The 25560-nt window shown below is 60.8% G+C and carries 29 protein-coding genes; 10 read left to right on the forward strand and 19 right to left on the reverse strand.

The window, feature by feature from the left end:
* Positions 1-232 precede the first annotated feature (232 nt).
* From ACIGJE_RS33495 to nhaA, 3 genes are all read left to right on the forward strand, one after another.
* A complete protein-coding gene (locus ACIGJE_RS33495; RefSeq protein ID WP_483681595.1) occupies positions 233-652 on the forward strand; it encodes a polysaccharide deacetylase family protein in 420 nt (139 codons plus the stop codon).
* A gap of 7 nt (positions 653-659) precedes the next feature.
* Positions 660-1040: a polysaccharide deacetylase family protein gene (locus tag ACIGJE_RS33500; RefSeq protein WP_483681597.1), complete on the forward strand. Its 381-nt coding sequence runs from the start codon at positions 660-662 to the stop codon at positions 1038-1040.
* A gap of 102 nt (positions 1041-1142) precedes the next feature.
* Positions 1143-2339 (forward strand): Na+/H+ antiporter NhaA, encoded by a 1197-nt coding sequence (gene nhaA, locus ACIGJE_RS33505; RefSeq protein WP_483681599.1) that lies wholly within the window; start codon positions 1143-1145, stop codon positions 2337-2339.
* 81 nt (positions 2340-2420) lie between these two features.
* On the opposite strand, the gene ACIGJE_RS33510 is transcribed toward nhaA, so the two are convergent.
* The 17 genes from ACIGJE_RS33510 to ACIGJE_RS33590 all read right to left on the reverse strand — a co-directional run bounded on the left by ACIGJE_RS33510 (position 2421) and on the right by ACIGJE_RS33590 (position 16788).
* Entirely contained in the window at positions 2421-2846 is a 426-nt protein-coding gene (locus ACIGJE_RS33510) for a ribbon-helix-helix protein, CopG family (protein ID WP_483681601.1), read from the reverse strand.
* Between the two features lie 3 nt (positions 2847-2849).
* On the reverse strand, positions 2850-4838 hold the full coding sequence (locus tag ACIGJE_RS33515) for a conjugal transfer protein TraG (protein WP_483681603.1): 1989 nt from the start codon (positions 4836-4838) through the stop codon (positions 2850-2852).
* Positions 4839-4881: 43 nt separating this feature from the next.
* On the reverse strand, positions 4882-6660 hold the full coding sequence (locus ACIGJE_RS33520; protein WP_483681605.1) for a relaxase/mobilization nuclease domain-containing protein: 1779 nt from the start codon (positions 6658-6660) through the stop codon (positions 4882-4884).
* A 247-nt stretch (positions 6661-6907) separates the two neighbouring features.
* The gene (locus ACIGJE_RS33525; protein ID WP_483681607.1) at positions 6908-7558 is read right to left on the reverse strand and encodes a lytic transglycosylase domain-containing protein; all 651 of its coding nucleotides are present in this window, start codon (positions 7556-7558) and stop codon (positions 6908-6910) included.
* Between the two features lie 126 nt (positions 7559-7684).
* Positions 7685-8020 (reverse strand): DUF736 domain-containing protein, encoded by a 336-nt coding sequence (locus tag ACIGJE_RS33530; RefSeq protein WP_483681609.1) that lies wholly within the window; start codon positions 8018-8020, stop codon positions 7685-7687.
* Between the two features lie 70 nt (positions 8021-8090).
* Positions 8091-8636, reverse strand: a complete 546-nt coding sequence (locus ACIGJE_RS33535) for a S26 family signal peptidase (protein ID WP_483681611.1) — start codon at positions 8634-8636, stop codon at positions 8091-8093.
* The gene (locus ACIGJE_RS33540; RefSeq protein WP_483681613.1) at positions 8633-9151 is read right to left on the reverse strand and encodes a DUF2840 domain-containing protein; all 519 of its coding nucleotides are present in this window, start codon (positions 9149-9151) and stop codon (positions 8633-8635) included. The genes ACIGJE_RS33535 and ACIGJE_RS33540 overlap by 4 nt, the downstream gene beginning before the upstream one ends.
* 88 nt (positions 9152-9239) lie before the next feature.
* The gene (locus ACIGJE_RS33545; protein ID WP_483681615.1) at positions 9240-10400 is read right to left on the reverse strand and encodes a replication initiator protein A; all 1161 of its coding nucleotides are present in this window, start codon (positions 10398-10400) and stop codon (positions 9240-9242) included.
* A 14-nt stretch (positions 10401-10414) separates the two neighbouring features.
* Positions 10415-10690, reverse strand: a complete 276-nt coding sequence (locus ACIGJE_RS33550) for a helix-turn-helix transcriptional regulator (RefSeq protein WP_483681617.1) — start codon at positions 10688-10690, stop codon at positions 10415-10417.
* A gap of 142 nt (positions 10691-10832) precedes the next feature.
* Positions 10833-11159, reverse strand: a complete 327-nt coding sequence (locus tag ACIGJE_RS33555; protein ID WP_483681619.1) for a DUF2285 domain-containing protein — start codon at positions 11157-11159, stop codon at positions 10833-10835.
* 226 nt (positions 11160-11385) lie between these two features.
* Entirely contained in the window at positions 11386-11601 is a 216-nt protein-coding gene (locus ACIGJE_RS33560) for a transcriptional regulator domain-containing protein (protein ID WP_483681621.1), read from the reverse strand.
* Between the two features lie 264 nt (positions 11602-11865).
* Positions 11866-13518, reverse strand: a complete 1653-nt coding sequence (locus ACIGJE_RS33565; protein ID WP_483681623.1) for a DUF6138 family protein — start codon at positions 13516-13518, stop codon at positions 11866-11868.
* A gap of 270 nt (positions 13519-13788) precedes the next feature.
* Positions 13789-13998, reverse strand: coding sequence for a cold-shock protein (locus tag ACIGJE_RS33570; RefSeq protein ID WP_483681625.1), 210 nt, complete (start codon positions 13996-13998; stop codon positions 13789-13791).
* 161 nt (positions 13999-14159) lie between these two features.
* A complete protein-coding gene (locus ACIGJE_RS33575) occupies positions 14160-14363 on the reverse strand; it encodes a hypothetical protein (RefSeq protein ID WP_483681627.1) in 204 nt (67 codons plus the stop codon).
* Between the two features lie 310 nt (positions 14364-14673).
* Positions 14674-15075, reverse strand: coding sequence for a single-stranded DNA-binding protein (locus tag ACIGJE_RS33580; protein WP_367627002.1), 402 nt, complete (start codon positions 15073-15075; stop codon positions 14674-14676).
* A 432-nt stretch (positions 15076-15507) separates the two neighbouring features.
* Positions 15508-15729, reverse strand: coding sequence for a helix-turn-helix domain-containing protein (locus tag ACIGJE_RS33585; protein WP_311934714.1), 222 nt, complete (start codon positions 15727-15729; stop codon positions 15508-15510).
* 207 nt (positions 15730-15936) lie between these two features.
* Complete coding sequence (locus ACIGJE_RS33590) at positions 15937-16788, reverse strand: hypothetical protein (RefSeq protein ID WP_311934713.1); 852 nt, start codon at positions 16786-16788, stop codon at positions 15937-15939.
* Between the two features lie 201 nt (positions 16789-16989).
* Between ACIGJE_RS33590 and ACIGJE_RS33595 the strand changes: the two genes are divergently transcribed.
* The 7 genes from ACIGJE_RS33595 to ACIGJE_RS33625 are packed head-to-tail and all read left to right on the forward strand — an operon-like array spanning position 16990 to position 23530.
* A complete protein-coding gene (locus ACIGJE_RS33595; protein WP_311934712.1) occupies positions 16990-17676 on the forward strand; it encodes a GntR family transcriptional regulator in 687 nt (228 codons plus the stop codon).
* Between the two features lie 13 nt (positions 17677-17689).
* The gene (locus ACIGJE_RS33600) at positions 17690-18817 is read left to right on the forward strand and encodes an ABC transporter ATP-binding protein (protein ID WP_483681631.1); all 1128 of its coding nucleotides are present in this window, start codon (positions 17690-17692) and stop codon (positions 18815-18817) included.
* 28 nt (positions 18818-18845) lie between these two features.
* The gene (locus tag ACIGJE_RS33605; RefSeq protein WP_483681633.1) at positions 18846-19916 is read left to right on the forward strand and encodes an ABC transporter substrate-binding protein; all 1071 of its coding nucleotides are present in this window, start codon (positions 18846-18848) and stop codon (positions 19914-19916) included.
* The gene (locus ACIGJE_RS33610; RefSeq protein WP_483681635.1) at positions 19913-21088 is read left to right on the forward strand and encodes an ABC transporter permease; all 1176 of its coding nucleotides are present in this window, start codon (positions 19913-19915) and stop codon (positions 21086-21088) included. Before ACIGJE_RS33605 ends, ACIGJE_RS33610 begins: the two co-directional genes overlap by 4 nt.
* Positions 21085-21900: an ABC transporter permease gene (locus ACIGJE_RS33615; RefSeq protein WP_483681637.1), complete on the forward strand. Its 816-nt coding sequence runs from the start codon at positions 21085-21087 to the stop codon at positions 21898-21900. Before ACIGJE_RS33610 ends, ACIGJE_RS33615 begins: the two co-directional genes overlap by 4 nt.
* On the forward strand, positions 21897-22130 hold the full coding sequence (locus tag ACIGJE_RS33620) for a hypothetical protein (RefSeq protein WP_311934708.1): 234 nt from the start codon (positions 21897-21899) through the stop codon (positions 22128-22130). The genes ACIGJE_RS33615 and ACIGJE_RS33620 overlap by 4 nt, the downstream gene beginning before the upstream one ends.
* The gene (locus ACIGJE_RS33625; protein WP_483681639.1) at positions 22127-23530 is read left to right on the forward strand and encodes an amidase; all 1404 of its coding nucleotides are present in this window, start codon (positions 22127-22129) and stop codon (positions 23528-23530) included. Before ACIGJE_RS33620 ends, ACIGJE_RS33625 begins: the two co-directional genes overlap by 4 nt.
* A 15-nt stretch (positions 23531-23545) precedes the next feature.
* Here ACIGJE_RS33625 and ACIGJE_RS33630 read toward each other — a convergent pair whose 3' ends face one another.
* Positions 23546-24301 (reverse strand): GntR family transcriptional regulator, encoded by a 756-nt coding sequence (locus ACIGJE_RS33630; protein ID WP_311934706.1) that lies wholly within the window; start codon positions 24299-24301, stop codon positions 23546-23548.
* Positions 24302-24314: 13 nt separating this feature from the next.
* Entirely contained in the window at positions 24315-25463 is a 1149-nt protein-coding gene (locus tag ACIGJE_RS33635) for a M24 family metallopeptidase (RefSeq protein WP_483681641.1), read from the reverse strand.
* Between the last annotated feature and the right edge of the window lie 97 nt (positions 25464-25560).

Genomic DNA, 25560 nt, shown 5'->3' on the forward strand with positions numbered 1-25560 from the left:
TGCCGCTCCGTCCCGTCCTCCCACTCGGCAGTCGAGATCCCTACGACCTACTCGGTACAATGCATGGCCCTGTCTCCCCTGCCCGGGCCAGCTCGTGAAGGCGGTCGACCTCAACTGCCCGGCATTTATATCGAAGATCGATATTCCAAACCAGTTACAAATTGCGTATTGATCCGCGAAGAGCCCCAAGAAAGCTCACTGTCGAATTCGTCAAGCTGTGTGGGATCGCTGGATGCGACGTTTATCTTGCGTATTAGCTATGCTGTTGCCTCTGTTCGGCACCTCAGCGCATGCCGGCCGCAGCGAGCAGGCGCTTCCTACATTGCAAGCCTGTGTGGCTCTTACTTTTGACGATGGGCCGGAACCCACGTTGACTCCACGGCTATTGGATATCCTCGCCGGCGAGCATGTGCATGCCACCTTCTTTGTTGTCGGCAAGCGGCTCGCCTTTTCACCTGGTCTGGTGAGGCGAGCGTTCCAAGAGGGGCATGAGATCGGCAATCATACCTTTGATCACCGGGCACTTACGAGCCTCACGGACGGCGACATCGTTGCCGAAATCGAGCTGACGGACGAGGCCGTCATGGCAGAGACCGGCCATCGTCCAGATGTCATCCGCCCGCCATTGGGGGCTCGTCGATGCCCGGGTTGAAAGGGTCTTGCGCAAGGCGGGTCTCTGGCGACGACTGGCTTTTTGGAACTTCGACTCATTCGACTGGCTTGACGATGAACGTTATATCACCAGCCTTATTGCGTCGGGCGCTCCGCCTGGCGCGATCATCCTGATGCACGATATTCATGCAAGTACCGTTGCAGCGATACCCACTATTATTCGCACGCTCAAACGCAGAGGATTTCGATTTGCGACGCTGGCAAATCTGTCCTCATGCACGCATGGGCTTCCAACAGACCTTACAGCCAAGACCAGGGCAAGTAGATCGCTCGCGGTGAGCGATCCTTCGGTATCTTTCGATATCGTTCGCCCCTGGGATTCCATTCACCAGTTAGAATTATACCTGGCGCATCGTTTCGGCTCTTGAACCGTATCGGCTGTTTCAAGCTTCTCGCTCGCCGACTTCTTGACAAGCACCCGGTAAGCTTGGCGAAAGTTGATTACTAGGCGAAATTCGAATCAGGTACCTATGATTTTCCTTTCCCGTCGTCCCTCCTTTCTCAGGAGCTTCCTCGCCACCGAGGCGGCCGGCGGCATCATCCTGATGGCGGTGGCAGCGCTCGCCCTGATCGTGGCCAATTCCCCGCTCGGCGAAGCCTATTTCCATACGCTCCACCTCTATGTCGGCGGCCTCAGCCTGCTGCACTGGATCAATGACGGGCTGATGGCGCTGTTCTTCCTGCTGGTGGGCCTGGAGATCAAGCGCGAGGTGCTGGACGGGCAATTGTCGAGCTGGCCGCGCCGGGCCCTGCCTGGCATCGCCGCAGTCGGCGGCATGGTGGTGCCGGCCCTGATCTTCGTGGCGGTCAACTGGCGGGCCGAGGGCACCCTGCAGGGCTGGGCCATTCCCTCGGCCACCGACATCGCCTTCGCCCTCGGCGTGCTCGCTTTGCTCGGCCCGCGCGTACCGGCCTCGCTGAAAGTCTTCCTCACGGCGCTCGCCATCATCGACGATCTCGGCGCGGTGGTGATCATCGCCCTGTTCTATACCGCCTCGCTGAATATCTGGATGCTCAACGGCGCCTTCCTCGTTCTGGTGGTGCTTTCCGTGATGAACCGGCGCGGCGTCACCTTCCTGCCGGCCTATCTGGCGCTTGGCGCGGTGTTGTGGGTCCTGACCTATCTGTCGGGCGTACATGCCACGCTGGCCGGCGTGGCGCTCGCCTTCACCATCCCGCTGCGCCGCAAGGGCGGGCACGAGCATGATCACACACCGTTGCATAAGCTCGAGCACGGGCTGCACCCTTACGTGACCTATCTGATCGTGCCGATCTTCGGTTTCGCCAATGCCGGCGTCGCCCTCGGTGGCCTGTCGCTCGGCAATTTCGTCGATCCCGTCACGCTCGGGGTGACGCTCGGCCTGTTCGTCGGCAAGCAGATCGGCGTCTTTGCCTTCGCGGCCCTCGCCATCCGGGCCAACTGGGCCGAACTGCCAGCCAATGCCAGCTGGCGCCATCTCTATGGCGTGGCGCTGCTCTGCGGCATCGGCTTCACCATGAGCCTGTTCATCGGCGGCCTTGCCTATGCCAATGCCCCGAACCTGCTCGACGAGACCAAGATCGGCGTGCTGCTGGGCTCCATCCTTTCGGCCATATTCGGCGCAATCTTGCTGCGAACCACCAAGCCCGAACAGCAGGTGGCTATTGAGGGCCATCGGCCCACCTGATTTGAATTTATCCAGAATAACTTGAGGGTTAATTTCGAATTAGAAGCCAATGTGCTCTCCCTGGATTCACCACTCTTGGCGCTAAGGTAGTTCGTGGAGGGCGCCAGCATCAACATCATCTGGAATCTCACGCAGAAAACTATGCCCTTTCTGCAGTCGCTTCCCGAGCGTTTCGACAAAGCCCTCGAAGCGCTCGCGTCCCTTGGCCTGGGCAGCGGCCTGCGCCTCGTCCGGCAGCGGCGGCGTGATCGCCAGCCAGAAGCGAACGAACAGAGCCAAGGTCTCGGCGGTGACGCCGACATCGCGCTCGATGCGCTGCACCTGACGCGTTAGGCGATCGAGACGCCTTGTGAACGCCGCTTCCCGCAGATCGGCGTTGTCGGGCGAGAGGAAGGAGCCCACGGCGGCCTCCACGATGGCGGAACGCGTCAAGCGCTTGCGCTGGGCAAGTTCGTTGATCCGACCGATCAGCTCGGTGGGCAGGCTCAGATTGAGACGATCGCGCATAACTCAGAGCTCCATGCCGTCATCGGGATCGAGCGAGACCTGCCGCGCCAGTCCCACCGTCTTCCGGCGCAACACCTGACGCCGGCGCACAAGGGATTCCGGTTCGTCGTCGAGCATGGCAATGAACTCCTTGGCAGGTTTCTCTTCCTGCGTTTCCTTAACGATCGCGACATGATCTTGAAGTTCCGGCTCACGGCGCAGCCCGGCATTGGCCTCGTCAAGATTGGCCAGGACCGCTGCCTTGAGCGTCGGGTCAGGCACCTGCGGTTGCCGCTGCGACCAGGCATCGACAGCTTCGGTTCGTTCGCACTGGCGAGGATCCGGCGCCGCCTGCAGACGCGCGCGGAAACGCTCATCCTCGTAGTAGCGTGCTTTCCGCGCCCGGATCGGCGGCGTGCCGGCGAGCATGACGATCTCCTCGTCCGGCGGCAGTTGCATCACTTCGCCCGGCGTAAGCAAAGGCCGGGCCGTTTCCGAGCGGGAGACCATGAGGTGACCGAGCCAGGGCGAGAGACGATGGCCGGCATAGTTCTTCATCGCCTTCATCTCGGTCGCGGTGCCAAGCGCGTCCGAGACGCGCTTGGCCGTGCGCTCGTCATTGGTGGCGAAGCTCACCCGGACATGACAGTTGTCGAGGATCGAATTGTTGGCGCCATAAGCCTTCTCGATCTGGTTGAGGCTCTGGGCAATCAGGAAGCTCTTGATGCCGTAGCCGGCCATGAAGGCCAACGCTGATTCAAAGAAGTCGAGACGGCCGAGTGCCGGGAACTCGTCCAGCATCATCAGCAGGCGATGGCGCTCGCCCGTGGCATCAAGGTCCTCGGTCAGGCGCCGGCCGATCTGGTTGAGCACGAGGCGGATCAGCGGCTTGGTGCGCGAGATGTCGGAGGGCGGCACGACCAGATAGAGCGTGGCGGGACGCCGGTCGGCCGTGAGATCGGCGATACGCCAGTCGCAGCGGCTGGTCACCGCGGCGACGACGGGATCGCGGTAGAGGCCGAGGAAGGACATGGCGGTCGAGAGCACGCCCGAGCGCTCGTTGCCTGATTTGTTGAGGAGTTCGCGCGCGGTCGAGGCGACGACGGGATGGGGTCCCCTCTCGCCCAGATGCCTGGTCGTCATCATCGCCAGCAGCGTTGCCTCTATGGAACGCTGCGGGTCGGAGAGAAAGGCGGCGACGCCGGCGAGCGTCTTGTCCTTCTCGGCATAGAGAACATGGAGGATAGAGCCGACCAGCAGCGCGTGGCTGGTCTTCTCCCAATGATTGCGCCTCTCGAGCGAGCCTTCGGGATCAACCAGCACATCGGCGACGTTCTGCACGTCCCTCACCTCCCAATCGCCCTGGCGCACCTCGAGCAAGGGATTGTAGGCGGCCGAGTCCGGGTTGGTGGGATCGAACAGGAGGACCCGGCCATGCCGGGCGCGGAAGCCGGCGGTGAGCCGCCAATTCTCGCCCTTGATGTCGTGGACGATGGCCGCCCCCGGCCAGGTCAGCAGTGTGGGAACGACGAGGCCGACGCCCTTGCCCGAACGGGTCGGGGCGAAACACAGGACATGCTCAGCACCGTCATGACGCAGATAGATATTCTCATGCCGGCCGAGTACAACGCCATCGGCTCCAAGCAGGCCGGCAGCGGCCATCTCCTTCCTGTCGGCCCAGCGTGCCGAGCCGTAGGTCTCCACCCTCTTCACCTCGCGTGCCCGCCACACCGACATGGCGATGGCAACCGTAATCGACAGGAAACCACCGGAGGCCGCGATGAACGCACCTTCATTGAAGATGCCCGGCGCATAGGCGTCGTAGAAGTACCACCACCAAAAGAAGGCAGGCGGATAATAGACCGGCAGGCCCAGCACACTGAACCAGGGCGCACCCAATTGGCCCTGGAAGCCAAGTTGCCAGGCGACATATTGAGTGGCCGCCCAGATGGCCGCGAGGACGATGAGAAAGACCACTGTGATCGGCCCCCACAGAATCCGGGTCGCAGACATGGCAAGTTCCTTTCTGCTCATGAGTGTTGGGGCTATGCGCACGTCAGAGGCCGAGCCCGAGGTCGCGCTTGCGGACGAGGCTCCATTCGATGCCGCCCCCGTCCCGGGCGATGCCGGCAACGTGCTGGCCCAGCTTGCGGTCGAGCTCGCGCGACCAGGGCACCAGCTGGAAGCCGAGACCATTGTCGATCACGGCAAAGCGGCCCGAGGAGAGGCTGAGGCGCTGGCGTAGCGTCCCGGCAATGGAGCCACCGGCTTCAGCCTTCACACGCGGCAAGCCCGTTTCTGCCGAGAGCTGATTACCGACCGCCTCGAGCTCACGGCGCCGCAAGGTCGAGAGTAGGTTGCGCTGCAGCACCAGGCGCTGGCCCTCCCGCTGCGCCAGCCCTTGATCGGCCAGATGCTCGGCCCGCGCCAGCATGGCCTCCCGCACTTCCTGGCCGAAGCCGGTCTGCGCCAGCGGCATAGGCTCTCGCTCGACCAGGCGATGATCGAGCCAGGTGGCGCCGGGTGCCGCAACCTGCGTCGCAAGATCGAGATCGGAGCGCAAAGCGAGGACCACAGCCGGCCGCCGATCTTCTGGGCCACCGAAACGGCGGACCTCGACGATTCCGCCATTAGCCGGCGCCTGCTCGAAGGCTTCGATGCCCTGGAAGCGGACATGATGCGCCCGGCCATCCGTGCCGTCGATGACGGCATAGGCCTGCCCGGTCAGCTCGTCGTGCAAGCCTCTGTCGATGAGACGGCCGATGATCGGCGAGCCATTGCCGACATCATCGATGAGATAGTCGGCGACGCCGCGCTCTCCACGCTCCCCTCCTCGCTCGGCAAAGGCCCGATGCATGGTCTTGATGATGTCGCCACGTTCCCCCAGATCGCGCAGCGTGCGCTCGGCTTCGAGGCCAACCAACCATTCGCCGGAAGCCGATTGCACGGCGAGGCCCATCTTCTCGACGTGCTGGAGGCGGCCGATCATCAGGCGCCGCAGTTCGGAATCGGCGAGACCGGTATTGCCGGGGCGCAAATCGACATAGCCTGCTTCGTCGGCGGTGTGCTGGATCTCGGCGTCGAGGCGGGTCCAGCGTTCGGCCGTGATCTCCTTTTCGAGCGCATTGCGGATCTCATGCTCGGGCTTGGGGCCGAGTTCGAGGGCGACCAAGTCCTCGGCGCGCGATCGCAGGCCCCGGCTGACATAGTCGCGCGCGATCACCAGATCCGCGCCGGTGTCGTCGACACCGCGCACGATGAGATGCACATGCTGGTTGTCGGTGTTCCAGTGATCGGCGGCGACCCAGTCGAGGCGTGTGCCGAGATCGGCTTCCATCTGCCGGACGAGATCGCGGGTGAAGGCCTTGAGGTCACTCATCTCGGCAGCGTCCTCGGGCGAGACGATGAAGCGGAAGTGATGACGATCGTCCCGGCAGCGCTCGGCAAAGGCGAGATCGTCGGCGCGATCGGTGGCGACGTCGAACATCACGCCCCTGCCCCCTTCGCGGCTGACGCCTTCGCGCTTGAGGTAGGACAGGTGTGCCGAGACCGGTGCCGAGCGGAAGGCCCGGCCCTTGTGGCGGGCAATGCGGGCCTTGACCACGACGCGGCGCGTGGGGGCGAACAGGCGGGATCGGCCGAAGGCGGTGCGCCCACGCCCAAAGGTGGAATGGCCGAGCCGGCCGCCCGTCGTTCTTGCGGATCGGGTGCCGGCGATGTGTCCGGCCCTCTGCGCGGCCCGCAGCACCCTGTTGATGAAGCTCTTGGCCTTGGGGGCACGGGTGGAGCGGATGCGGCCCGGCCGGATGCGAAGATCGCTATCCTGCCCGCTCATGGCCAAGCCCCCGGCGGGATTGCCGGCGGGCTGTGCATGCCGGAGCGTTGAAAACGCTCACATAAACCGGGCAGCATGCCCGCGACCGACCGGCATGCACCGGAAAAGGCGAGCCACGTCAGTGGCTTGGCGCATTCCGGGCAGGCGCTTTTATCTCGCCATCCTTCGGTCGCCTCCCCTGACCTCCCCTTGCGCTCCCTCCAAACCACGCCAGAGCCCGAGACAGTGCGAAACCCTATCGGCACGCTCATGGCGCCCTCCTCCCACCTGCGCGCATTGCGAACAAGCTCTCTGAACGTGGTGCGATGGCTGCGATGCCGTGCGCTTCGAGTGCAACCGCTCTGTCATTTGAGCGGCGATCGATCAGCGGACCCACGTCCGCCGATTGACGGTCTAGCTGTGCAACGAAGAGCGGTGCGCGCTTCCAGGCCCGGGGATCGACCACCGCAAGAGCGAAAGGGCGCCAGCGTTTGTCGACGCCAATGATCGGTGCAAGCATTGCGATATAAGCGCGGGTCTCGGCCGGCAAGGGACGCCCGGCGAGATAGGCCTCATAGCGCGCCGGACCGGCATTGTAGGCGGCCAGGAAGCCGGGCGAGCCGTACCGGTCGTAGAGCTCGCGCAGATAAGCGGCGCCCGCCAGGATGTTGTCGTGGGGTTCGAAGGGATCGGGACCGAGGCGATGGCGCAGACGCAGTTCAGCCCAGGTCGCCGGCATGATCTGCATCAGGCCACGAGCACCCCTGTGCGAGACGGCGGCAGTCTCGCTGTCACTCTCGGCGCGCATGACAGCCCGGATCCAGGCCGACGGCAGACCGAAGCGCCGTGCGGCATCGGCAATGTGCCTGGCATAGGGATCCCTTGGCGAGGGTCGATCGATTGCGGCCAGTTGGGCCATGGCTGCGCCAGGAGGCACGATCACAACAATCAGGCCGGTAAGGGGAAGGAGGATCAGGCGTCGCGCGGCACGGTGCAGCCAAGGCACCGCCGGCTTGCTCGTCGGAGAACAGTACGATGCCATTGCTCAGTCCTTCTCCGCGCGATCGCGCGGACGGCTCCAGTGCAGCGACCAGGCGGTTTTGTCGTCGCCGTTCTGAAACAAATTGGCGCGGATCGGTTGCGGCAGAACGGGATCGTCGATGACCAGGGAGATGAAGGCTCCTGCCTTCTCGCTGGTGCGTTTCCACCCGGCGCCGATCTCGGGACCCTCCTCACCACCGACATGCAACCTGTAGTCGGGCATATTCTCGGCTTCGTTCGGTTCGGCCGGACGAAGGACCAACTCCGTGTTGAGGAACAGCGTATGAATGCGTCCGAAGAACCCCTTCTTCTCGCGCGTGAACTGTCCGATCTGTGCCATGTCTGGCTCCATTTCATGGTGGTTCAGTGATGAGAAAGGTGACGGCAGGCAGGCAGGCCGCCGGCGACGTTCAGCGCGTCAACGCGCGCCATTGAAACCGGCCATCGCCGGCTTGGTCGGTGAACAAGGGGACGGCCAGGCCGATCACGCTGTTTGTCGGCAGCACACCGAAATAGCGGCCGTCGAAGCTGTCGCGGACGTTCCGGTTCATGACGAAGATCTCGCCGTCGGACAGCCGATGACAGCCCTGCCAGACCGGCAGGACACGGCCTTGCCGGTCGCGATCGAGCGCGTCGCCAATCAACGCTCCATCGACCCGGATGCCACGCCCGCGACGGCAAACCAGCTGCCCTTGCCGTGCCGTGACATGCTTGAGGAGCGGCACGCCTTCCTCGACATAGCCGCGCTCGACCATGAAGCGGGCGATTGTCTCCGACGGCCGTACAGCAACCAGCTCGCCGGCAACGCGCGGGTCCACCGATTCAATCAAGTACAGACCAATCGGTGTGCTGGTGGAGGCGTTCCAAACGAGCCGTAAAGGCATCGGCACAACGGTCGGGATGGCGGTGACGACCACCGCGAACATCGTCGCGATGACATAACCTCGGCAGGTCATCGTTCGATCTCCCGCCGCTTGAGCCAGGCCTGATGGCGGCCAATCGTGTAGGGACGTGGCGACAGCCCGGCATTCGTGCGGTTATGAACATGCCGCCAATGATCGGGGGCGACGTCGGCCGGATCGAGATCGAGCGCTTCGATCGCATCGATATGCCGGAGCACCTGCTCGACCTTCGGCCAGCCCTCGATCCGGAGCAGGATATCGCCACCCGGCCGCACGAAGGGCAGCGTCTGAAGGGCCTCGCCTGGTGCGACCGCCCGCACGATGTCGATGCGGGACAGGATCGTCCCATAGTCGTTGGCGGCCCAGCGCAGGAAGGCAAAGATGCTGCCGGAGCGGAACGAGAGAACGCGCCGCTGCCGGTCGATCGTCTGCCCCTGCACCGCATGGCCGAAGCGGATCCAGTTCTCCATGCGCTTGTCGATCCAGGTCAGCTCGACATGTGTGAGAGCGTCTTCCTGTGCGGTCGAGCGATCGTCGCCGCGCAGGCCGTGAGAGGCTACGCCGGTCATGTTGGTTCTCCTGGGTGGGATCGGAATGCATGCGCAGGCACGACCAAGCGCATGTCGACGAGGATCTCGCCGCGCTGGATAGCGGCGATCATCGCGTTGCTCCCGATTGGCCACGACGCGGGCATTGTCGCGCCTGCAAGGCATCGTCCGAGGTGGAACCGCGCCTACGGCAAGTGCGGGCGTTTGCGCCCTTGCGCGAACTCAGATCGAAGCTTTTGCCACCGTCATCGATGGGCTTTTCCACATCACCGCGTGCGCAACAGAAGTTAGATTCTACGTTAGATTCTAAGTTAGGAGCGCGATTTTCTCTGTGCCTGCCGTGGGTTACATCCTGTTTGGGTACCCGATAGCACGTGAGGTCGGTTCCCGATGGCACGTGTGTGCGGGTTCCCGAAAACACGTGCCCATCCACAGCTTTTCCACAGGGAGTGGACGGCTCGAAGGAGAGCAGGAACTGGCCGCGACCGTCTTGTTTGAGAAACAGCGTGTAGCCGGGCAAAGGCTGGCGCCGGACAATGTTACGCAGCTCGAAGGCAAAGCGTTTGTAGGAAGACAGTCCGCCGGATTTGATGTGCAGGTGCCGAAACTCGAAACACCATCCGCCACGCTGGCGGCCGCCATGTTTGCGCACCAGGCGGTAGAGCCAGCGCTCGAGCCCGCCAGTCAGCCCAAAATAAGCCCTGTCCATAGTGAGCACGAAGGCTTTATCGAGTACAGCGCGGTAGAACCAATCGGGCAGGATCAATTCGAGGCCGAAGGGCCGCCCGCGATGATCGGTGCGCTCCTGCCATTCGTTGATCCAGGAAAAGCGGTGCCGCCGGCCCTCTACCGGTTGTCGGATTGAGGTGCACACCGTGGTCGACTGCAGACGGTCGAGCGCGGCCTTTAGACGCTGATAGTCGCGCAGACTGGTGCCGCGTCCGATGAATTTGAGGATCTCATAGGGCGTGGCGGCCATGAGCCGCGACGAGCGTAGCCCGGCATCACGGGCCTCGACGATCTGGCTCGCCGCCCAGATCAGGATATCGGCGTCCCAGATCGTGGCCATGCCATGCTCGGGCACGGCTTCGACCCGGATCGAGATGCCTCCGGCGCGGAAATCGATCGGCGTGATGCGGTGCGACTTGGCGAGGGAAAAGAAGGGATAGGCCATGAGATCCTGCGCGTCTCGGGGCGCGATGTCGCCTGGACGGGAATGGAACAGGTCGAGCTGTCCGCGTTCCAAGGAGGGTCGACGCCGCGCCGTCATGAACGAGCTGCCACTCAGCGGGGAAAACGACTGGCGTGGAGCGGCGAGGCATGGCGCTTGGCCGGCAGGACCGATCCGCGCGGATCGCTGGTCGAGGTGACAGCGCCCCGATCGGTCCAGGCCAGAAGATCGTCGATGGCATAGACGACGCGTCCGCCGAGCTTGCGATAGGCCGGGCCGGTTCCGTAGGTCCGATGCTTTTCCAGCGTGCGGGCGGAGAGGCTGAGGAAGTGGGCGGCTTCCTTGGTACGCAGGAACTTCGGCGGCAGGGCGGCTAAATCTGATCGCATGGAATGGGCCTTTCGTGGCGTTTGGATCACCACTGACGACCAGCGGCGAACACGAGACCACGATGGCGAAGTGAGAGCGTCGAGATGCAGTGCGAATTTAGGGGTACCCAAAATCGCACACCGGCATCGACGGCGGATGCGGCTAGGATCTACGGCGATGACGAAGCAGTTTGCGATAGCCGCCAGCGATCATGGCGCGGGCCTCACGCAGCAGGGCCATGACGACAAAGCGGGTCGAGGCGACCTGCCAGTCGTCGCGAGCAAGTGGCTCCTGTCGCAACACGACCTGGGCGATATCCTGCTGGGTGGCGCCGTGGCGCGAACCGTCCCAGGCCTGCAGCATGCGGCGAGCCCGGGCCCGTTTCTGGGGTGTCAGGCGGTTATCGGGCGGTACGCGCCGGCGATGCAAGGCGGCCAGGAAACGATAGAGCGCTTCGAGACGATCAAAGCCCTCGAGGCCAAGTGGCACAAGGGCCGCCAGCGCCCCTGCGCGCTCGCTATGCCCGTGACAGAGGAGTTGCGTGCGCCGTTGTGTGCCGAGCTCAAAAAGGACGTGCGTTCCCAGCTCATCGGTTCGCATCACCTGTCCCGTGAGCTGTGCCCGAAAATCACTGGAATGGATCAGCCCATCGGGGGTCGGTGCCAGCAGGACCGTGCTCGTGTCTTCGAGCGGGGACCAGAAGATAGCGGGTCGATCATGCGAAGGATCGGCCGGGAAATTGCAACCTCCAGCGTTCGCGGATCCTGTTGCCAAGCGAATGGCGGTCGACGCCGGTCGTGGCAAATGCGACATAGTCCCGGCGATACGCCTCGTTGCGGCGCAGCCACTCCCAGGCCAGATCGGAAGCCGTCAGCTCATCGACATGATCGTAGTGCGCGGCGGTGCGCCACCGGGATGCATCTGGTCCCATCGCTCCCCCAATCCGCCCCTCAATGAGGCAGAACTAGGATTCCGGGATCGACGGCTCACGGGTAGTCAGAGAAAGGGCAACAGGTGTTGCCCTGTCGGCATCACGTTGTCTGTAACCAGGCTTGACCCTATGCCTTTGCAAGGACGGAGCGTGATCATTCGGCCAATTTTTGAGGTTACCCTGGGAACTTATCGCCAACATGCCTATGGTTGGACCTATCAAGAACAAAATTTCTTTCCGATTGATCGCCTAGATACGTCCGACTTATGCCGAGATGTCTCTATCCATTCCCAAGATTGTTCGATACAGGCTTCGCAATTCCTCCGGCGCCGCTTCCACGATCTCATCCGGCCGATCTATGGCTGCGTCACCCCAGATAGTTGCTAGAACATTTCGCCAAGCGCGATCCGGGTCTCTAGCCCACAAGGTACTTTTTCTAGGCTCCTCAACAAGCGTTTCGCTCATCTCGCCTTTTCGGGCTTGAACGAGGAGAGCCAGGCTATTCTTATTCGCGATCAGCGCTGGATAGATCTTGCGAGCGGTCATGTGCTGAATGTTTTCGGCAGAGGCAATCAGCAGGCGGATCGCATCACGCGTGAAACCGTATTTCGCGATATAAGCATGGACCAGGTTGGCATGAGCCGACTGATGTTCTCCATCACAGATGCGCAGATAGTCTAAAGCGAGGCCACCATAGGACTTATCAGCCAGAGTCAAAGCAAACACAGCGAATGTGCCCGGCATCACCGGGTTCTCCTCCGGCGAGTTCGAATACCATTCGAACTCGCGCATGGCCAGACGAGCATACCGCTCGATCAGCGGCCAGAGGTCGGGGTAGATTGCGGCATTAGCAAATAGTTGATTGACACCCTTTTTTGGCAATCCGCCGATCGGTAGGAACTTTTTGTTCGGGCTACGGAACTCAATGGCGTAGCTTCGGGGAAACTCTGCTTCTAATACATCAGCAAGGTGGTCGAGAATTTTTCGATAATTCTCCTCGCTCTCAATCTTGATGGCCATCCGGATCGTAGCGAAGGCGTCGTTTGCTTTAAACGTTAAATCTTCATCTTTGTAGTCCGTGATAGCTTTTGGCAGCTCGCCACTTCCGTACTTCTTTAGTTGAGATGGCAATTTAGACCCCAGGGCAGTCATCTTTCTGAATATCTCTTCTGCAGTGAGGTAGTCCCAGCTTGCTCCATATTTTATATTACAAATAGCAATATAGCACGCGAAATGTACGATATTATATTCAACTTCTCCTACGATCAATTTCTCGTGAACGCGTTGAAACCACTCGTCTAATTTTGGCTTTAACTCATGCCATCTTCCGATTTTACGCAACTTTTCACAAAAGTTTTTAGACTTTTCGTAGCTAAACCCCTCTTTATCCTGAAAATAAAGGAACATTTCTAAAAGATGATTATTGCCAATCCCCCAACGCTCGATCGACGAGCCACCTTGATAGCCAAATGTCAAACACCATGGGTAATCAATTCTATAATCGTCTCCGCTTTCAAGAACGATACGAACAAATTCCTCATATATAGGCTTTAATGTAAGTGGATTCTTCTGATATTTCTGATAATCAAGGTAATTCGTGATTATGTTATTCGCATCGGCCCAGGCCTCGGTAAGTGAACGCAGCCCAACTTTGCGCTCACTGAGAAGGCTCGCGATCATTGTCAGTTCATGTTTTCCGTGAGGATCCGCCAGCCGATCAAGTTGGGTGACAACAAGAGTGTCACCTTCACGAAGCTCATCAAATACGCGTTTTCGTTTCGGTCGGGGATTGCCCATTGTGAGCCGATCCTCATAAATCGAGGTACAGCCGGCTGCCGTCAGTGCAGAACGTTGGCGACTTAGATCCTGATTGCCGGCTGAAGTTTTGCCGTAGGTATACGCATAACCAATTAGCATTGGCAAATCCTCTACCGGAACTTATTCGTGTTGTGACCTAAATTTATTTCAGAAATAAACTCCACCTGATCTTGGAAATTCAAACTCAGATAGATATATTTCTGTAATATATAAAAGAAATCTGCGATATCGCTTGTGGAATACCCGCCCGCTCTATGCATGTGACATAAATTTTTTGTCTGCAGTCTTTCAGCTTGGGGGCTTGCCGCGCAGCTTTCCCTGAGCGCGTGCGACGGGCCGGAACGACGTAGTAGGTGAGACGGGCCATGATCACACAACCTTCAGATTCCCGGCCTTGGCCTTGCCCGTCTTGCGGTCGGTCACAAGTTCATAGGCAACCTTCTGTCCCTCGTGGACATCATCAAGGCCTGCCTTCTCAATCTCGCTGATATGGAGGAAAACATCGCCCTCTCCGTCATCGGGCTGAATGAAGCCATATCCCATCTGGGCGTTGAACCATTTGACGGTACCAGTGGCCATCCAAAGATCCCTCCACAAAAAAAGAGCAGCGAACGCTAACCTGAGGGGGCATGGTACGCCAGCAAGGATTTTGGTGCGCCGCGAATGGGCTCGATGCCCACGAGCAGCGCTGTGCACAAGGAGAAGAGAGACAGGCGCATCCGCACCTGCCTCTCGAAGCCTCAGAACGGGATGGCTGCGGCCGGGACCGGTTCGGTCGGAGCGAGGAAGGTAGCCCAGAAGCTTAGCGCTTCCTCGGCAGCGAGGGCCTTGCGGGCTTCCTGCAGGGCGTTCCCGATCGCCTCGCGTTCAATGGGATCGAGGCAGGTTTTGTATTCGGCACGCAATTCTTCGATGTGCTGCTCAAGGCTGAATTCGTAGGTCATGGCGTCCTCCTTGGTCTCGATGACGGGAGGCGGGCACGGTCGCAGCGAAGACGGGGTCAAGGAGCGCGAAGCGACCGACGGAGTCGGCGAGTGGGGGAGCCGAAATTCGCCAGAATTTTGGGGGAACCGCTCGTCCTTGAGGCTGGCTGCGCGAGCCGTAGGCTGGGGTGTCAGAGAGAGAAAGAGAGCGCGGCCCCATCAGCGCCGGCAGGCGCGGGGCCGCTCCGGTCCGGCTGGCAGGCCGGAGTGTTAAAAGCCAAGATCACATGAGAACCCGGCGGCTTGTGCCGCCGGGTTTCTGGTACTCGGCTCAGAATGGGATCTCCGAGTCGTCGTCCTGCCGATCCTCGCCGTTTTCGGTCTGCTTGGCCCGGCTCAGGAAGTCGACCGTCTCGGCGATGATCTCGCAACCGTAGCGTTCGACACCGTCCTGGTCGGTCCACTTGGTGTAGTGGATGCGCCCGCGAACCAGAACCTTCATGCCCGCCTCGCAATATTGCCGGATGGTCTTGCCGAGGCCGTTGAAAGCGGTGATGCGGTGCCATTCGGTGTCCTGGACCCGGAAGCCCTCCTTGTCGCGGATGACCTTGCCTTCGGCGTAGCGGGGACGCGAGGTGGCGAGGGTGAAGTGCGTGATGGCGGTGCCGTTCTGGGTGGTGCGGGTTTCCGGGGCCTGGCCGATGTTGCCGGCGAGAATGACGATGTTCTGCATTGTAGGTCTCCGTTGCTTCTCGAAGGGACCATTCCCTCCGACGAGACCCGGCCAAGGCCGTCGGGAGACGTCTGCACTGCCGCCTCAAGCGGCAGCTCGACCCCCAAGGTCCGCAGTGGTGCGGGCAGGCGCTTGCGCCAACACGGTGCGCAGCCGCGGGGGTTGCGGTCGGAAACAGAACGGACTTAGGGGGTCTGTCAGTCGGAGGGATTGGTGCTTTTGAAAGCGCGACTTCGGGGGCACACAGCAAAACCTTCGTCCTTGCCGGCCGTGATGATGCCCCCGGTTCCCGAAATCCCCGTCCAATGCCGAGGCGCTCGACCGCCTTCCACATCGCGCCTAAGTCGAGACCGGCAACATGCTCAGTCAGTCAAGCATACACCTGACTGGAGGGATACTTGGGTACGTGCCGACGTCCGCAGCTTCTGGGGCTTAAGCCTCTTCGCCAGGAGGAAGAAGGAGCTCGACATGACTGACCTCAAGGGCCTGTGCCAATTCATAGAGCGTGATGATGGTTGGGTTACGCTTACCCCGCTCCAGGTTGGAGAGATATTGCTGGCTGAAGCCCGAGCGCGCCTCGACCTCTTCCTGCGTCAGGCCTCTTTCCTGTCGCAGGCGAGCGAAGTTCTGCCCTACCAGCTTGCGCATATCCATGCGCCAATGGTTGGCGTAAGGCGGCGCGTATGTGTATCAACTATAATATGTAAATGCGATCCATCCCGAACAATCTAAAGGCGTGGATGCCGGGTGGAGAGCGGCGTCAATCGCTGTTCTGCCCCCAGACTTTTCGCGGGTAATTTATCTTGAGCAGTCCAAATCTGAGACGGACCTTAAGGCACCGCGCTCCTGTTCCGGCAATGATCACGGCCGATGCCGCTGATCAGGCATTTCGTCTGGCAGGGCCGAAAGATGAAACGATGCATAGATGTAACCGGTCGTACGTTCGAGACGAGTTTCAAAGCCCCGCTCCTGCATCACCTCAAGGAGGCCATGTTGCTCGCCGGCCGTGGAAAACCGACGCTGACGAGCAGCCAGAACCTCCCTGGACTGCAAACCATGGGATGCCAGCATGGTGGCTATGTCGGTGTAGGAATAAGGATGCATGACGAAGGCTGCCACCCATGGACGAGATATCCTGGCTGCCGCGTATATACGCGCGAAGGTACGCTCGGTGGCATAGCCGACACTTCCCGTCGAAATGATGATGTCAGCTCCTTCCAGAGCCCGTTTTTCGGGGACGGTAGGCTCGGTGCGCTCCAGGTCGGTGGTGACGATGGCATCGACCAATCCAACGGACCGGGCGTAGCGGGCAGCCCGTTCGCTGGGGTCGACGCCGACAATATGAAGGTCGGCTCCCACACTCCGGCTTTCAAAGAAGGCACGATGGTCGACGCTGCGCCGACCGGCCAGAGGTCCGTCCTCGGCGGCATAGGCCGCGTAGAGGTCATCAAGGCTCATATCGGTACGTAGGAGCGCGGCATTGATGCCGTAGGAACAGCCGATATCGATGATCTTGAGCCGATCCTTTTGGCGCAGCGACCTGTAGCGATCGAAGATCGACAGAAAGACGGGCTTGGCTCGATCGGGAATGATGTAATCCAGCGCCAGATGCGCCTTCAGATAGCTGTGCGGCCAGTCCCGATTATAGCTGGCCGAAAAATCATGCTTCACCATCCGGATACCATCTGGAGAGCTCGGGCCGGTCTTGGTCATCAGGAATCTCCCTGCGTGCCATTTCTCGACTTCAGCTTGTGCGCCGCCAGGTGGGTTTGCAAACTACATTGCAGAATATATTCGACATACCAATTGGTTAGCCTCAATTCGGCAACCGGTATACCGGCTTAGGTAATCGGTATCCCACCGTTGACAATACATATTATAATATGTAAAAGCGATATATCGGGAGGTTGTTTCATGCCGTTGAGCATCGAACATCAGGCGCCATCGCCACGGCAGCGTTTTGCCGCCATTCACCAGACGTTGCGCAATCGGATATGCCTGTTGATCTATCCGCCCGGGGCGGCGCTCAGCGAGGCGGAGTTGGCGCGCGAATTCGGGGTCAGCCGAACGCCGATGCGGCGAGTAATGCAGGCGTTGGAGAACGAAGGGCTGATCGAGACCACGCCGAGTGTCGGCTCCATGGTCACGGCCGTCGACCTGCGAGCGCTGCGCGATGCCTATTCACTGCGCATCAAGCTTGCTGAGTTGCTCGGCGAGCTCAGCCCTGCGACGGCGTTCACCCGCACGATTGCAACGCTGCGTGAACTGGCTGCCGAGTGCACCCCCTTGGTGGTGGACCATGACGTCCGGGCACTGGCTCAGATCAGCCACAGGCTGCAGGATGAAATCCTGCAATTATCCGGCAATGCCGAATACCGGAGCATTTCCGAAGTTCTCTATTACAAGACAATCCGGGCCTATCTACAGATCCTGCCCGAACTCAACTGGTCCCCGGAGATCCTCTCCCAAGCCGAGGAGATCGGCGAGATCATCGCCTCGCTGGAGGCCTGTGACGTCAAGGCCGTCGGCTTCATCCGACGCAACCACATCGCTCGCACTCTCAACCGCATCACCAGCTTCATGCTCGGTGAAAGGGATTGATGGAGGAGAACCGATGACAGCGAATGTCGCCATTTCCAACCACAGCCGCACCCCACTCCAGGCCGAAGCCGTCTTTTTGCATGATGTCGACAAGAGCTATGATGGCTCATCGAATGTTGTCGAGGGGCTCAATCTCGAAGTTGGCGCCGGCGAGTTTCTCACCATCCTGGGACCATCCGGGTCGGGCAAGACCAGCATCTTGATGATGCTGGCCGGCTTCGAGCAGCCCAGCGCCGGTTCGATCCGCATCGGGGACAGGGACGTTTCGCACCTGCCGCCCTATCGGCGCAATATCGGCATGGTGTTTCAGCATTATGCCTTGTTTCCGCACCTGACCATCGCCCAAAATCTCGCTTATCCCCTGCAAGCCCGCAGATGGCCGCGCGTAGACGTCAGCGAGCGTGTCGGCTGGGCGCTTTCCCTGGTTCGTCTGGGTGACATGGGGGAGCGCTATCCCGCGCAATTGTCGGGTGGACAGCAACAACGCATCGCGCTTGCCCGAGCGCTCATCTACAATCCACAGCTGGTGCTGATGGACGAACCCTTGGGCGCGCTCGACAAGCAGCTGCGCGATCAGATGCAGGACGAAATCACCCGCATTCATCGTGACCTGAGGCCGACCATCATCTATGTGACACACGATCAGGGCGAGGCCTTGTCCTTGTCAGATCGGGTCTGCGTCTTCGAGGGCGGACGCATTGCCCAGGTCGGCACGCCTACCGACCTCTATGAGGCCCCGGCCAGTTCCTTCGTCGCGGGCTTTCTTGGAGAAAACAACGCCATCGCCGGCACGTTTCTATCATCGGATGGGGACTGCTGCCACATACGGCTCACCGGTGGCGAGGTCGTTTGCGCACTCAACATGGGCAATGCCCACTACGGCGAACCGGTTTGTGTCGCCATCAGACCGGAGCGCATAAGAACCGTCCAGGAGGGTGGCTGCAACGCTCTCCAGGCTGAAGTGATCGATGCAACCTATCTCGGTGACGTGCACCGGGTACGTCTGCGCACGAGCGATGGCGCTGAGATCATCTGGAAACTCCCCAATTGCGGCAGCCAGCCCCTGCCCTCACAGGGTGAAACAATAAGACTGGGCTGGAACACACAGGATGCCCGGGCCTTCCCAGCCCCTCGTTCCTGACACTCATTCCATCCATCCGGAGGTCGAAATGAACTGTCGTCTGACAGCATGCGCGTCCTATTGTCTGATGCTCCTTACCACGACTGTGCCGGCGCGAGCCGCCGAGGCCCTAACCGTCGTCTCCTATGGCGGCCAATACACCGCGAGCCAGGCCAAGGCGCAATACGAGCCCTTCACGGCGAAAACCGGGATTGGCATTCAATCGGTCGACTACAATGGAGGCCTGGCCGAACTGATCGCGCAGGTACGATCGGGAACGGTCAGTTGGGACGTGGTCGACGTCGAGCAGCAAGATCTCGAGCGGGGTTGCGCGGATGGCCTGTTCGTCAAAGTCGATCCGACCAGCCTGCCAGCCGGCAGCGACGGCGCGCCGGCGAAAGCAGACTTCCTTCCGGGGGCGCTGCAACCGTGCGGTGTCGGTTCAGTGGTGTGGTCCAACGTCATCGCCTTCAATCAGACCGCCTTCCCCGGAGCCAAGCCCAAGACACTCGAGGACTTTTTCGATCTCAAGGCCTTTCCCGGCAAGCGCGGCCTGCCTAAACGACCCAACGCCCTGCTCGAATGGGCATTGATGGCCGATGGTGTGGCGGCCAAGGACGTCTATGCGATCTTGAGCACGCCTGAAGGCCTGGATCGCGCCTTCGCCAAACTCGACACCATCAAGGATCAGGCCGTGTTCTGGGAAACCGGCGCCCAGATGATCCAGCTTCTGGCCGATGGCGAGGTGGCCATTTCTGCGGCCTATAACGGGCGCATTCAAGGGGCGATCACAGACGACAAGAAACCCCTTGCCATCATCTGGGACCGCCAGATCTGGAACGCCGACTATTATGCGATCGTCGCCGGCACCAAAAGACAGGACATTGCCAAAGCCTTCATTGCGTTTGCGACCGGCACGCAACCGCTTGCCATGCAAACACGCTATCTGAGCTACGGCCCTGTGCGTCGTTCGGCACAGGCTCTGGTGGATCCCTCGCTGGCTCCCAGCTTACCCACCGCTCCCGGCAATTTTCAAAGCGCACTCGCCTTCGATGCCAAATGGTGGATGGAGCACGCCGATGCCGTCAATGAGCGCTATGCCGCCTGGCTGTCGCAATGATGATCGCCCGCACCACGCGAACGGGCTGGCTATTGGTCCTGCCCCTCTTCGCCTTCATCATCGTTGCCTTCATCGGCCCGATCGCCCTGATGCTCGCCCGCAGCGTCTATGACCCCGAGCTCGCCGAGCTGATGCCGCGAACACGGACAGCCCTGTCGACCTGGAATGGGGATGGCATGCCACCAGCCTCTGCTTTCGACAGCACCCAAGCCGATCTGAGAGCGGCCGTCCAACAGGGCCGTGCGGGACGCCTTGCGCTGCGCCTCAACCGGGAACAGTCTGGCTTTGGTTCGCTGATCGACCGGACCACGACGGCCTTGAGCCTGCAACCGACCTCACGGCTGGCCGACCTTGATCCGCGGTGGGGGGCGCCGGCGATCTGGCAGATCCTCGCCAGCGGGACGCAACCCTTCACCGCATCGCATTTTCTCAACGCGTTCGATCTCAAGATCGCAGCAGGCGGCGGCATCGAATTTCAGGACAAAAGCCGGCGGATCTATGTGGAGCTGTTCGTACGCACACTCAGCGTCGCGGCAATCGTGACGATTTTCTGTGCATTGCTGGGCTATCCTCTCGCCCATGCGATCGCCCGATCCGGACCACGCCTGCGCCTGGTCCTGCTGTTTGTAGTCATGTTGCCGTTCTGGACCTCCCTCCTGGTGCGGGCAACCGCATGGATCGTACTTCTTCAGCGCAGGGGTGTTCTCAACGAAGCCCTCGTGGCCAGCGGGCTCCTTGGCGACAATCAGCGGCTGGCGCTAATGTATAACCTGACCGGCACCGTCATCGTTATGGTGCATGTGTTGCTGCCCTTCTTCGTCCTGCCCCTATACTCGGTGATGACGGGACTGCCGGGCGCCTATGTTCGAGCTTCCGCAAGCCTGGGCGCGCGCCCCTTCTATACGTTCTGGCGTGTCTACCTGCCCTTGACTTATCCGGGCATTGCATCGGGCTCGGTTCTCGTCTTCGTCCTGTCGCTTGGCTACTACGTCACGCCGGCCCTGGTGGGCGGGCGGACGGGCCAGCTCATTTCCAATCAAATCGCCTTCCACATGCAAAAGAGCTTGAACTGGGGCTTGGCCGCGGCACTCGGCAGCATACTGCTTACCATCGTCGTGGCGATCGCGCTGATCCTGCCCCGCTTGACCCAACGGGGAGGATTGCGAGCATGAGCCGTCTGGGATCTATCGTCTTTTGGACTTTCTGCGGTGCCATCTGCGCTTTTCTGATCGGACCCGTGCTGGTCGTAATTCCCCTGTCCTTCAATCCCGAGCCCTATTTCTCGTTCACGAGGCAGATGGTCACATTGGATCCGGCTGGCTGGTCGCTGCGCTGGTACCGAGAGATCGCTCTCAATCCGCAATGGCAGTTGGCGTTCCGCAACAGCCTGATCATAGCGGCCATCGTCACGCCCACGGCAACGCTCCTGGGGACGCTGGCAGCCTTCGGCCTGCGGCGCCTGCCGGCCCGGCAACGGAGCATGGTGGCCATCGTGCTTTCGTCCCCCTTGATCGTTCCCATCATCATCTTCGCGACCGGCAGCTATTTGTTTCTGGCGCCGCTGGGGCTGACGCAATCTTTCACCGGCATCATCCTCGCCCATACCGCACTGGCAGCACCCTATGTCGTCGTCACCGTCGGAGGTGCTCTGGCGACCTTCGACGAGCGGCTGCTACGTGCAGCTTCAATCCTCGGCTCGCATCCGCTGTCGGCATTTTGCAAGGTGACAGCACCCTTGATGGCTCCGGGCATCATCGCCGGCGCGCTTTTTGCTTTCATCACCTCCTTCGACGAGGCGGTCGTTGCCCTTTTCCTCGCCGGCTATGATCAGAGGACGGTGCCCCTGCAGATGTGGTCGGGCATGCGCGACCAGCTCAGTCCCGCCGTCCTGGCTGCGGCGACGGTGCTGATCGTCGTGGTGGCGACCGCCATGGCCACGATTGCCATCGTCCGCAGCACCCTCTCGCCCCTGAGGGCACGATGACCACCTCACCTTCGCCTCTGCAACTTGATTTTCTGGAGTCGGTATCGCTCGTATTTGCTGGCTATGCATGGGAACGAGCGGATCTGGCCCAATTGACGGCCGTGGCCGGCAGTGGCCTGGTTTCTCCCGCCCAGGACCTTCTTCTTGCCTTGCAGACCCTGTCCGACCTCGACTTTGGCGCTGTGGCCATTCCACGGCGTTCCGTCTTCTGCGTTTGCGAGTCCAAATGACAAACGGTTCTGTCCCCTCTTCGCTGCGTGCCATGCGCAAGAACATGATGTCCGGCATCGTCCGCCCCATCGATCTTGCGGAAACCTGCTTGCGCCGGGCTCGTCGGTTGCGCCGACATAGCCATGCCTACATCGCTCTCGCGAACGATACCGCTCTCAGGCACGCTAGGGCGCTGGAGCATTGCGAGCAACCTGGCCCGCTTGCCGGTATTCCCTACGCCTGCAAGGATGTCTTCGATACGATCGACCTGCCGACGACCGCGGGCTCGCGAGCAATGGTGGACTATCACGCACGCGATGATGCCAGCGCTATCCGCCGTCTGCGCGAAGCGGGAGCTGTCCTCATCGGCAAAACCAACCTGCACGAATTCAGCTATGGCATCACCGGCGAGAATAGCGTGTTCGGAACACCTCCCAACCCGCATGACGAAAGCTGCGTCGCAGGTGGATCGAGCAGCGGGTCAGCGGTAGCGGTTGCCCAAGGGAGCGCCATTTTCGCGCTGGGAACCGATACTGGCGGATCGGTACGCGTGCCCGCCGCGCTGTGCGGCCTGGTGGGATTAAAGCCGACAATGGGCCTGATCGATACCCAGGGCGTCATCCCCTTTTGCTGGTCCCTCGATCATGTCGGCCTGATCACCCGCTCCTGTATCGACGCATTGGACGTGCTCGAGGTTTTGGCACGAGGGCAAGGAATCGTCCCACAGCCCGCCGAACCATCGGCAGGCCGTAGCCATGAGGCCAACGCGCTGAACGGTCTGCGGATTGGCGTTCCACGCCCCTATTTCTTCGACAACGCCGATCCCGAGATCATCACCGCCGTCGATCGGGTGTTGATACGCTGTCAGGATTTGGGCGCGCGTCTTGTCCCTTTGCCTGTGCTCGACATGGACCATGTCCGCACCGCTTCGCTCGCCATCCAGCTTGTGGAAGCTTTCGCCTGGCACAAGTCTCGTTTGAAGACCCACACATCGCTTTATGGCACGGATGTTCGCGACGGCTTGTTGCAGGGTCAGTTCGTGCTCGCCGAGCACTATGTGCAGGCCCTGCGTTTCATGGAGGCCAAGAGGCTCGAGCTCGATCGCCTGTTTCGCAGCATCGACATCATGATCACGCCGACGACGCCCATCGTGGCCCCACGGTTAGGGGCACGATCGGTGGCCATCGGTGAGGTCGAAGAGCCTGTCGGCAATGCCTTGGCTCGCTTCACTTGCCTGTTCAACCTGACCGGCCATCCGGCCTTGTCTGTCCCTATCGGTCGGCACTCCACAAGGCTACCTATCGGTCTGCAGATGGTTGGGCGTCCGTTTGAGGATATGAGGCTACTGTCGATTGGCCATATGCTTGAAAGGATCGGGGTGGTGCGATGGCGGTCGCCGTCTCCTCGCGATGAGGCATAACGGCCAGATGGCCCGTCACGCCGCTTCTTCCTGCCTTGTGACCCAATTGGCCAGATCCGTCAGTTCGGCCGCATAGGCGGCAGCCAACGCGTGGCTTACAAGGTGGGGCAAGGCCTGCGCAAACAGCTGCGAAAACGCAACAAGCCTGTCAATAGCCACCTCGCGATCGCGTCTGCGCAATGCCGCGACCAGCTCCGCCAAAGCATGACGCAGCCTGCTGCCGATGCGCCGACTTTCAAAGGCGCGCAGGCGAATATGATGGGTCTGCTCGCAAAGACGATGGATGCATATTGGAATTGTCTTCTCGCCCGTTGCCCTGCCAAGCGCCTCGAACAGCATTTCGGTCTCGCGGGCCAGGCTCGAGGGCGTGCCGCGTGTCTTGAGCTGAAGCGGCAGCGCGGCTCCATCGGCTTCCCGCTGCGGAGCCAAGCAAAGATCAAGACCACCCCCTTCAAGACAATGCCGAACGACCACACAGAGCATCCCGTTGAACTCGACCATGTCCTGAAGGCGTATTTCTCGGGCAAAGAACCCTTTGGCGGGTACGGCGTCAACCAGCCCCTCTGCATGGAGCCGCATCAACGCCTCGCGGACCGGCGTATTTGATACTCCCAGTAGTTGGGCAATCACACTGATCGGAAGGTGCTGACCTGGCTTGAAGCGATAATGCAGAGCATGGGTCCTGAGTGTCGAGTAGACGCTGGTTCGGCGTTTGCCCCCGACGACCCCATTCGCCATCGGCGCATGGGGCACGGCAGTCCAGTTATTCATTCACTACAATCCGTCAAACAATGGAATTATCGCGCGGATAGGGTGTGAGCCAATCGTATCCTTCTTGCGTGACGACGATCGAATCTCCGATCCGTCCCCCTCCTTTTCCGGGCAATGTGATGCCGCCATCAACGGCGAAGGTCATGCCTGCTTCGATCAAAGCGCTTTCACCGCGTTTGAGCTCTGGAGCCTCCAGAAGCGAAAGGCCGACGGCGCGGCCGGTTCGATAGCCGGGTTCAAAGCCTGCTTGAGCATAGGCTTCCTCGGCGGCCTGGTTCACCGCTTCACAAGTCACACCTGGGCGGATCGTTCCCAGGGCCGCCTTCTGAGCCTTCACGGCCGCTTCCTGTACATAGAGCTGCTCGTCACTCGCCTGACCGACAAAGAATTGGCGATCGAAGCCGAGTTTGTAATTGCGAAAACGGACCATGCCGCAAAAACAAAGATAGACCGGATCACCGCTCTCCAGCCGGCGGGTAGAGGCCCGACGATGGACCATGCAGGTGTCGCGGCCTGATTGCAGAATCTGCAGATCGTGAATGAGTGGGGACACGAACCGATCGCCCGTCTCTTGAAGCAGGTCGGCTGCCTTGCGCGTTCCGGCCGCCATCGCTGCCAGCGCAATTTCATATTCCGGTACTCCAGATCCGATCGCTCGCCGGGCGCCTTCCATCATTGCGACGGCAACCTCACCGGCCTGGCGCATGGTCGCGATCTCCTCCGATGACTTGATCTGGCGCAGGGCGCCGACGACCGGACCGATGTCCTCGAACTGGCTTTGGGCGAGGAAATTCCGCAGCTCAGCAGACACGACATTGGGAATGAAGCGCTCCTCCACACCGATACGCGCTCGGTCGGAATTTGTGAGCAGATCCCTGAGCGGCCGTCGCCATTCCTCGCCACCATCCGTCCAGGGCCGGATGTCTTCGATCCAACTCATTGAAGCGCACATTTCGGCTTCCATGAGCGGGGTGATGATCGTCGATGTGAAGCCGGGTTTCACGACCAGAATCGTCGGCCGGCCGAACTCCATGCCGAGATAATTCCAATAGGCAGCAAAGTAAGCGATCGCGTCGGGATGGGTCAGGATCGCGGCGTCGATTTTCGCAGCCGCCATCGCCTCGCAAAGGGCGGATACGCGTCGAGCATATGGACTTCTCATTTTTCAACCTGTATGCAGCTTAGGTGATGTAATCATTAAGGATGAAGGAAAATCCATGTCAAGCCCTGAAAATTGCTCGCAAAATGGTGAAGGAAAA

The organism is Labrys sp. E2SS-1L, from assembly GCF_057073705.1.

Bases quoted from the DNA above. Each gene is read 5' to 3' on its own strand.
- ACIGJE_RS33495 (WP_483681595.1), top strand. From the start codon at position 233: ATGCGACGTTTATCTTGCGTATTAGCTATGCTGTTGCCTCTGTTCGGC.
- nhaA (WP_483681599.1), top strand. From the start codon at position 1,143: ATGATTTTCCTTTCCCGTCGTCCCTCCTTTCTCAGGAGCTTCCTCGCC.
- ACIGJE_RS33510 (WP_483681601.1), bottom strand. From the start codon at position 2,846: ATGCGCGATCGTCTCAATCTGAGCCTGCCCACCGAGCTGATCGGTCGG.
- ACIGJE_RS33515 (WP_483681603.1), bottom strand. From the start codon at position 4,838: ATGTCTGCGACCCGGATTCTGTGGGGGCCGATCACAGTGGTCTTTCTC.
- ACIGJE_RS33520 (WP_483681605.1), bottom strand. From the start codon at position 6,660: ATGAGCGGGCAGGATAGCGATCTTCGCATCCGGCCGGGCCGCATCCGC.
- ACIGJE_RS33525 (WP_483681607.1), bottom strand. From the start codon at position 7,558: ATGGCCCAACTGGCCGCAATCGATCGACCCTCGCCAAGGGATCCCTAT.
- ACIGJE_RS33530 (WP_483681609.1), bottom strand. From the start codon at position 8,020: ATGGCACAGATCGGACAGTTCACGCGCGAGAAGAAGGGGTTCTTCGGA.
- ACIGJE_RS33535 (WP_483681611.1), bottom strand. From the start codon at position 8,636: ATGACCTGCCGAGGTTATGTCATCGCGACGATGTTCGCGGTGGTCGTC.
- ACIGJE_RS33540 (WP_483681613.1), bottom strand. From the start codon at position 9,151: ATGACCGGCGTAGCCTCTCACGGCCTGCGCGGCGACGATCGCTCGACC.
- ACIGJE_RS33545 (WP_483681615.1), bottom strand. From the start codon at position 10,400: ATGACGGCGCGGCGTCGACCCTCCTTGGAACGCGGACAGCTCGACCTG.
- ACIGJE_RS33550 (WP_483681617.1), bottom strand. From the start codon at position 10,690: ATGCGATCAGATTTAGCCGCCCTGCCGCCGAAGTTCCTGCGTACCAAG.
- ACIGJE_RS33560 (WP_483681621.1), bottom strand. From the start codon at position 11,601: ATGGGACCAGATGCATCCCGGTGGCGCACCGCCGCGCACTACGATCAT.
- ACIGJE_RS33565 (WP_483681623.1), bottom strand. From the start codon at position 13,518: ATGCTAATTGGTTATGCGTATACCTACGGCAAAACTTCAGCCGGCAAT.
- ACIGJE_RS33570 (WP_483681625.1), bottom strand. From the start codon at position 13,998: ATGGCCACTGGTACCGTCAAATGGTTCAACGCCCAGATGGGATATGGC.
- ACIGJE_RS33575 (WP_483681627.1), bottom strand. From the start codon at position 14,363: ATGACCTACGAATTCAGCCTTGAGCAGCACATCGAAGAATTGCGTGCC.
- ACIGJE_RS33580 (WP_367627002.1), bottom strand. From the start codon at position 15,075: ATGCAGAACATCGTCATTCTCGCCGGCAACATCGGCCAGGCCCCGGAA.
- ACIGJE_RS33585 (WP_311934714.1), bottom strand. From the start codon at position 15,729: ATGGATATGCGCAAGCTGGTAGGGCAGAACTTCGCTCGCCTGCGACAG.
- ACIGJE_RS33590 (WP_311934713.1), bottom strand. From the start codon at position 16,788: ATGACCAAGACCGGCCCGAGCTCTCCAGATGGTATCCGGATGGTGAAG.
- ACIGJE_RS33595 (WP_311934712.1), top strand. From the start codon at position 16,990: ATGCCGTTGAGCATCGAACATCAGGCGCCATCGCCACGGCAGCGTTTT.
- ACIGJE_RS33600 (WP_483681631.1), top strand. From the start codon at position 17,690: ATGACAGCGAATGTCGCCATTTCCAACCACAGCCGCACCCCACTCCAG.
- ACIGJE_RS33605 (WP_483681633.1), top strand. From the start codon at position 18,846: ATGAACTGTCGTCTGACAGCATGCGCGTCCTATTGTCTGATGCTCCTT.
- ACIGJE_RS33610 (WP_483681635.1), top strand. From the start codon at position 19,913: ATGATGATCGCCCGCACCACGCGAACGGGCTGGCTATTGGTCCTGCCC.
- ACIGJE_RS33615 (WP_483681637.1), top strand. From the start codon at position 21,085: ATGAGCCGTCTGGGATCTATCGTCTTTTGGACTTTCTGCGGTGCCATC.
- ACIGJE_RS33620 (WP_311934708.1), top strand. From the start codon at position 21,897: ATGACCACCTCACCTTCGCCTCTGCAACTTGATTTTCTGGAGTCGGTA.
- ACIGJE_RS33625 (WP_483681639.1), top strand. From the start codon at position 22,127: ATGACAAACGGTTCTGTCCCCTCTTCGCTGCGTGCCATGCGCAAGAAC.
- ACIGJE_RS33630 (WP_311934706.1), bottom strand. From the start codon at position 24,301: ATGAATAACTGGACTGCCGTGCCCCATGCGCCGATGGCGAATGGGGTC.
- ACIGJE_RS33635 (WP_483681641.1), bottom strand. From the start codon at position 25,463: ATGAGAAGTCCATATGCTCGACGCGTATCCGCCCTTTGCGAGGCGATG.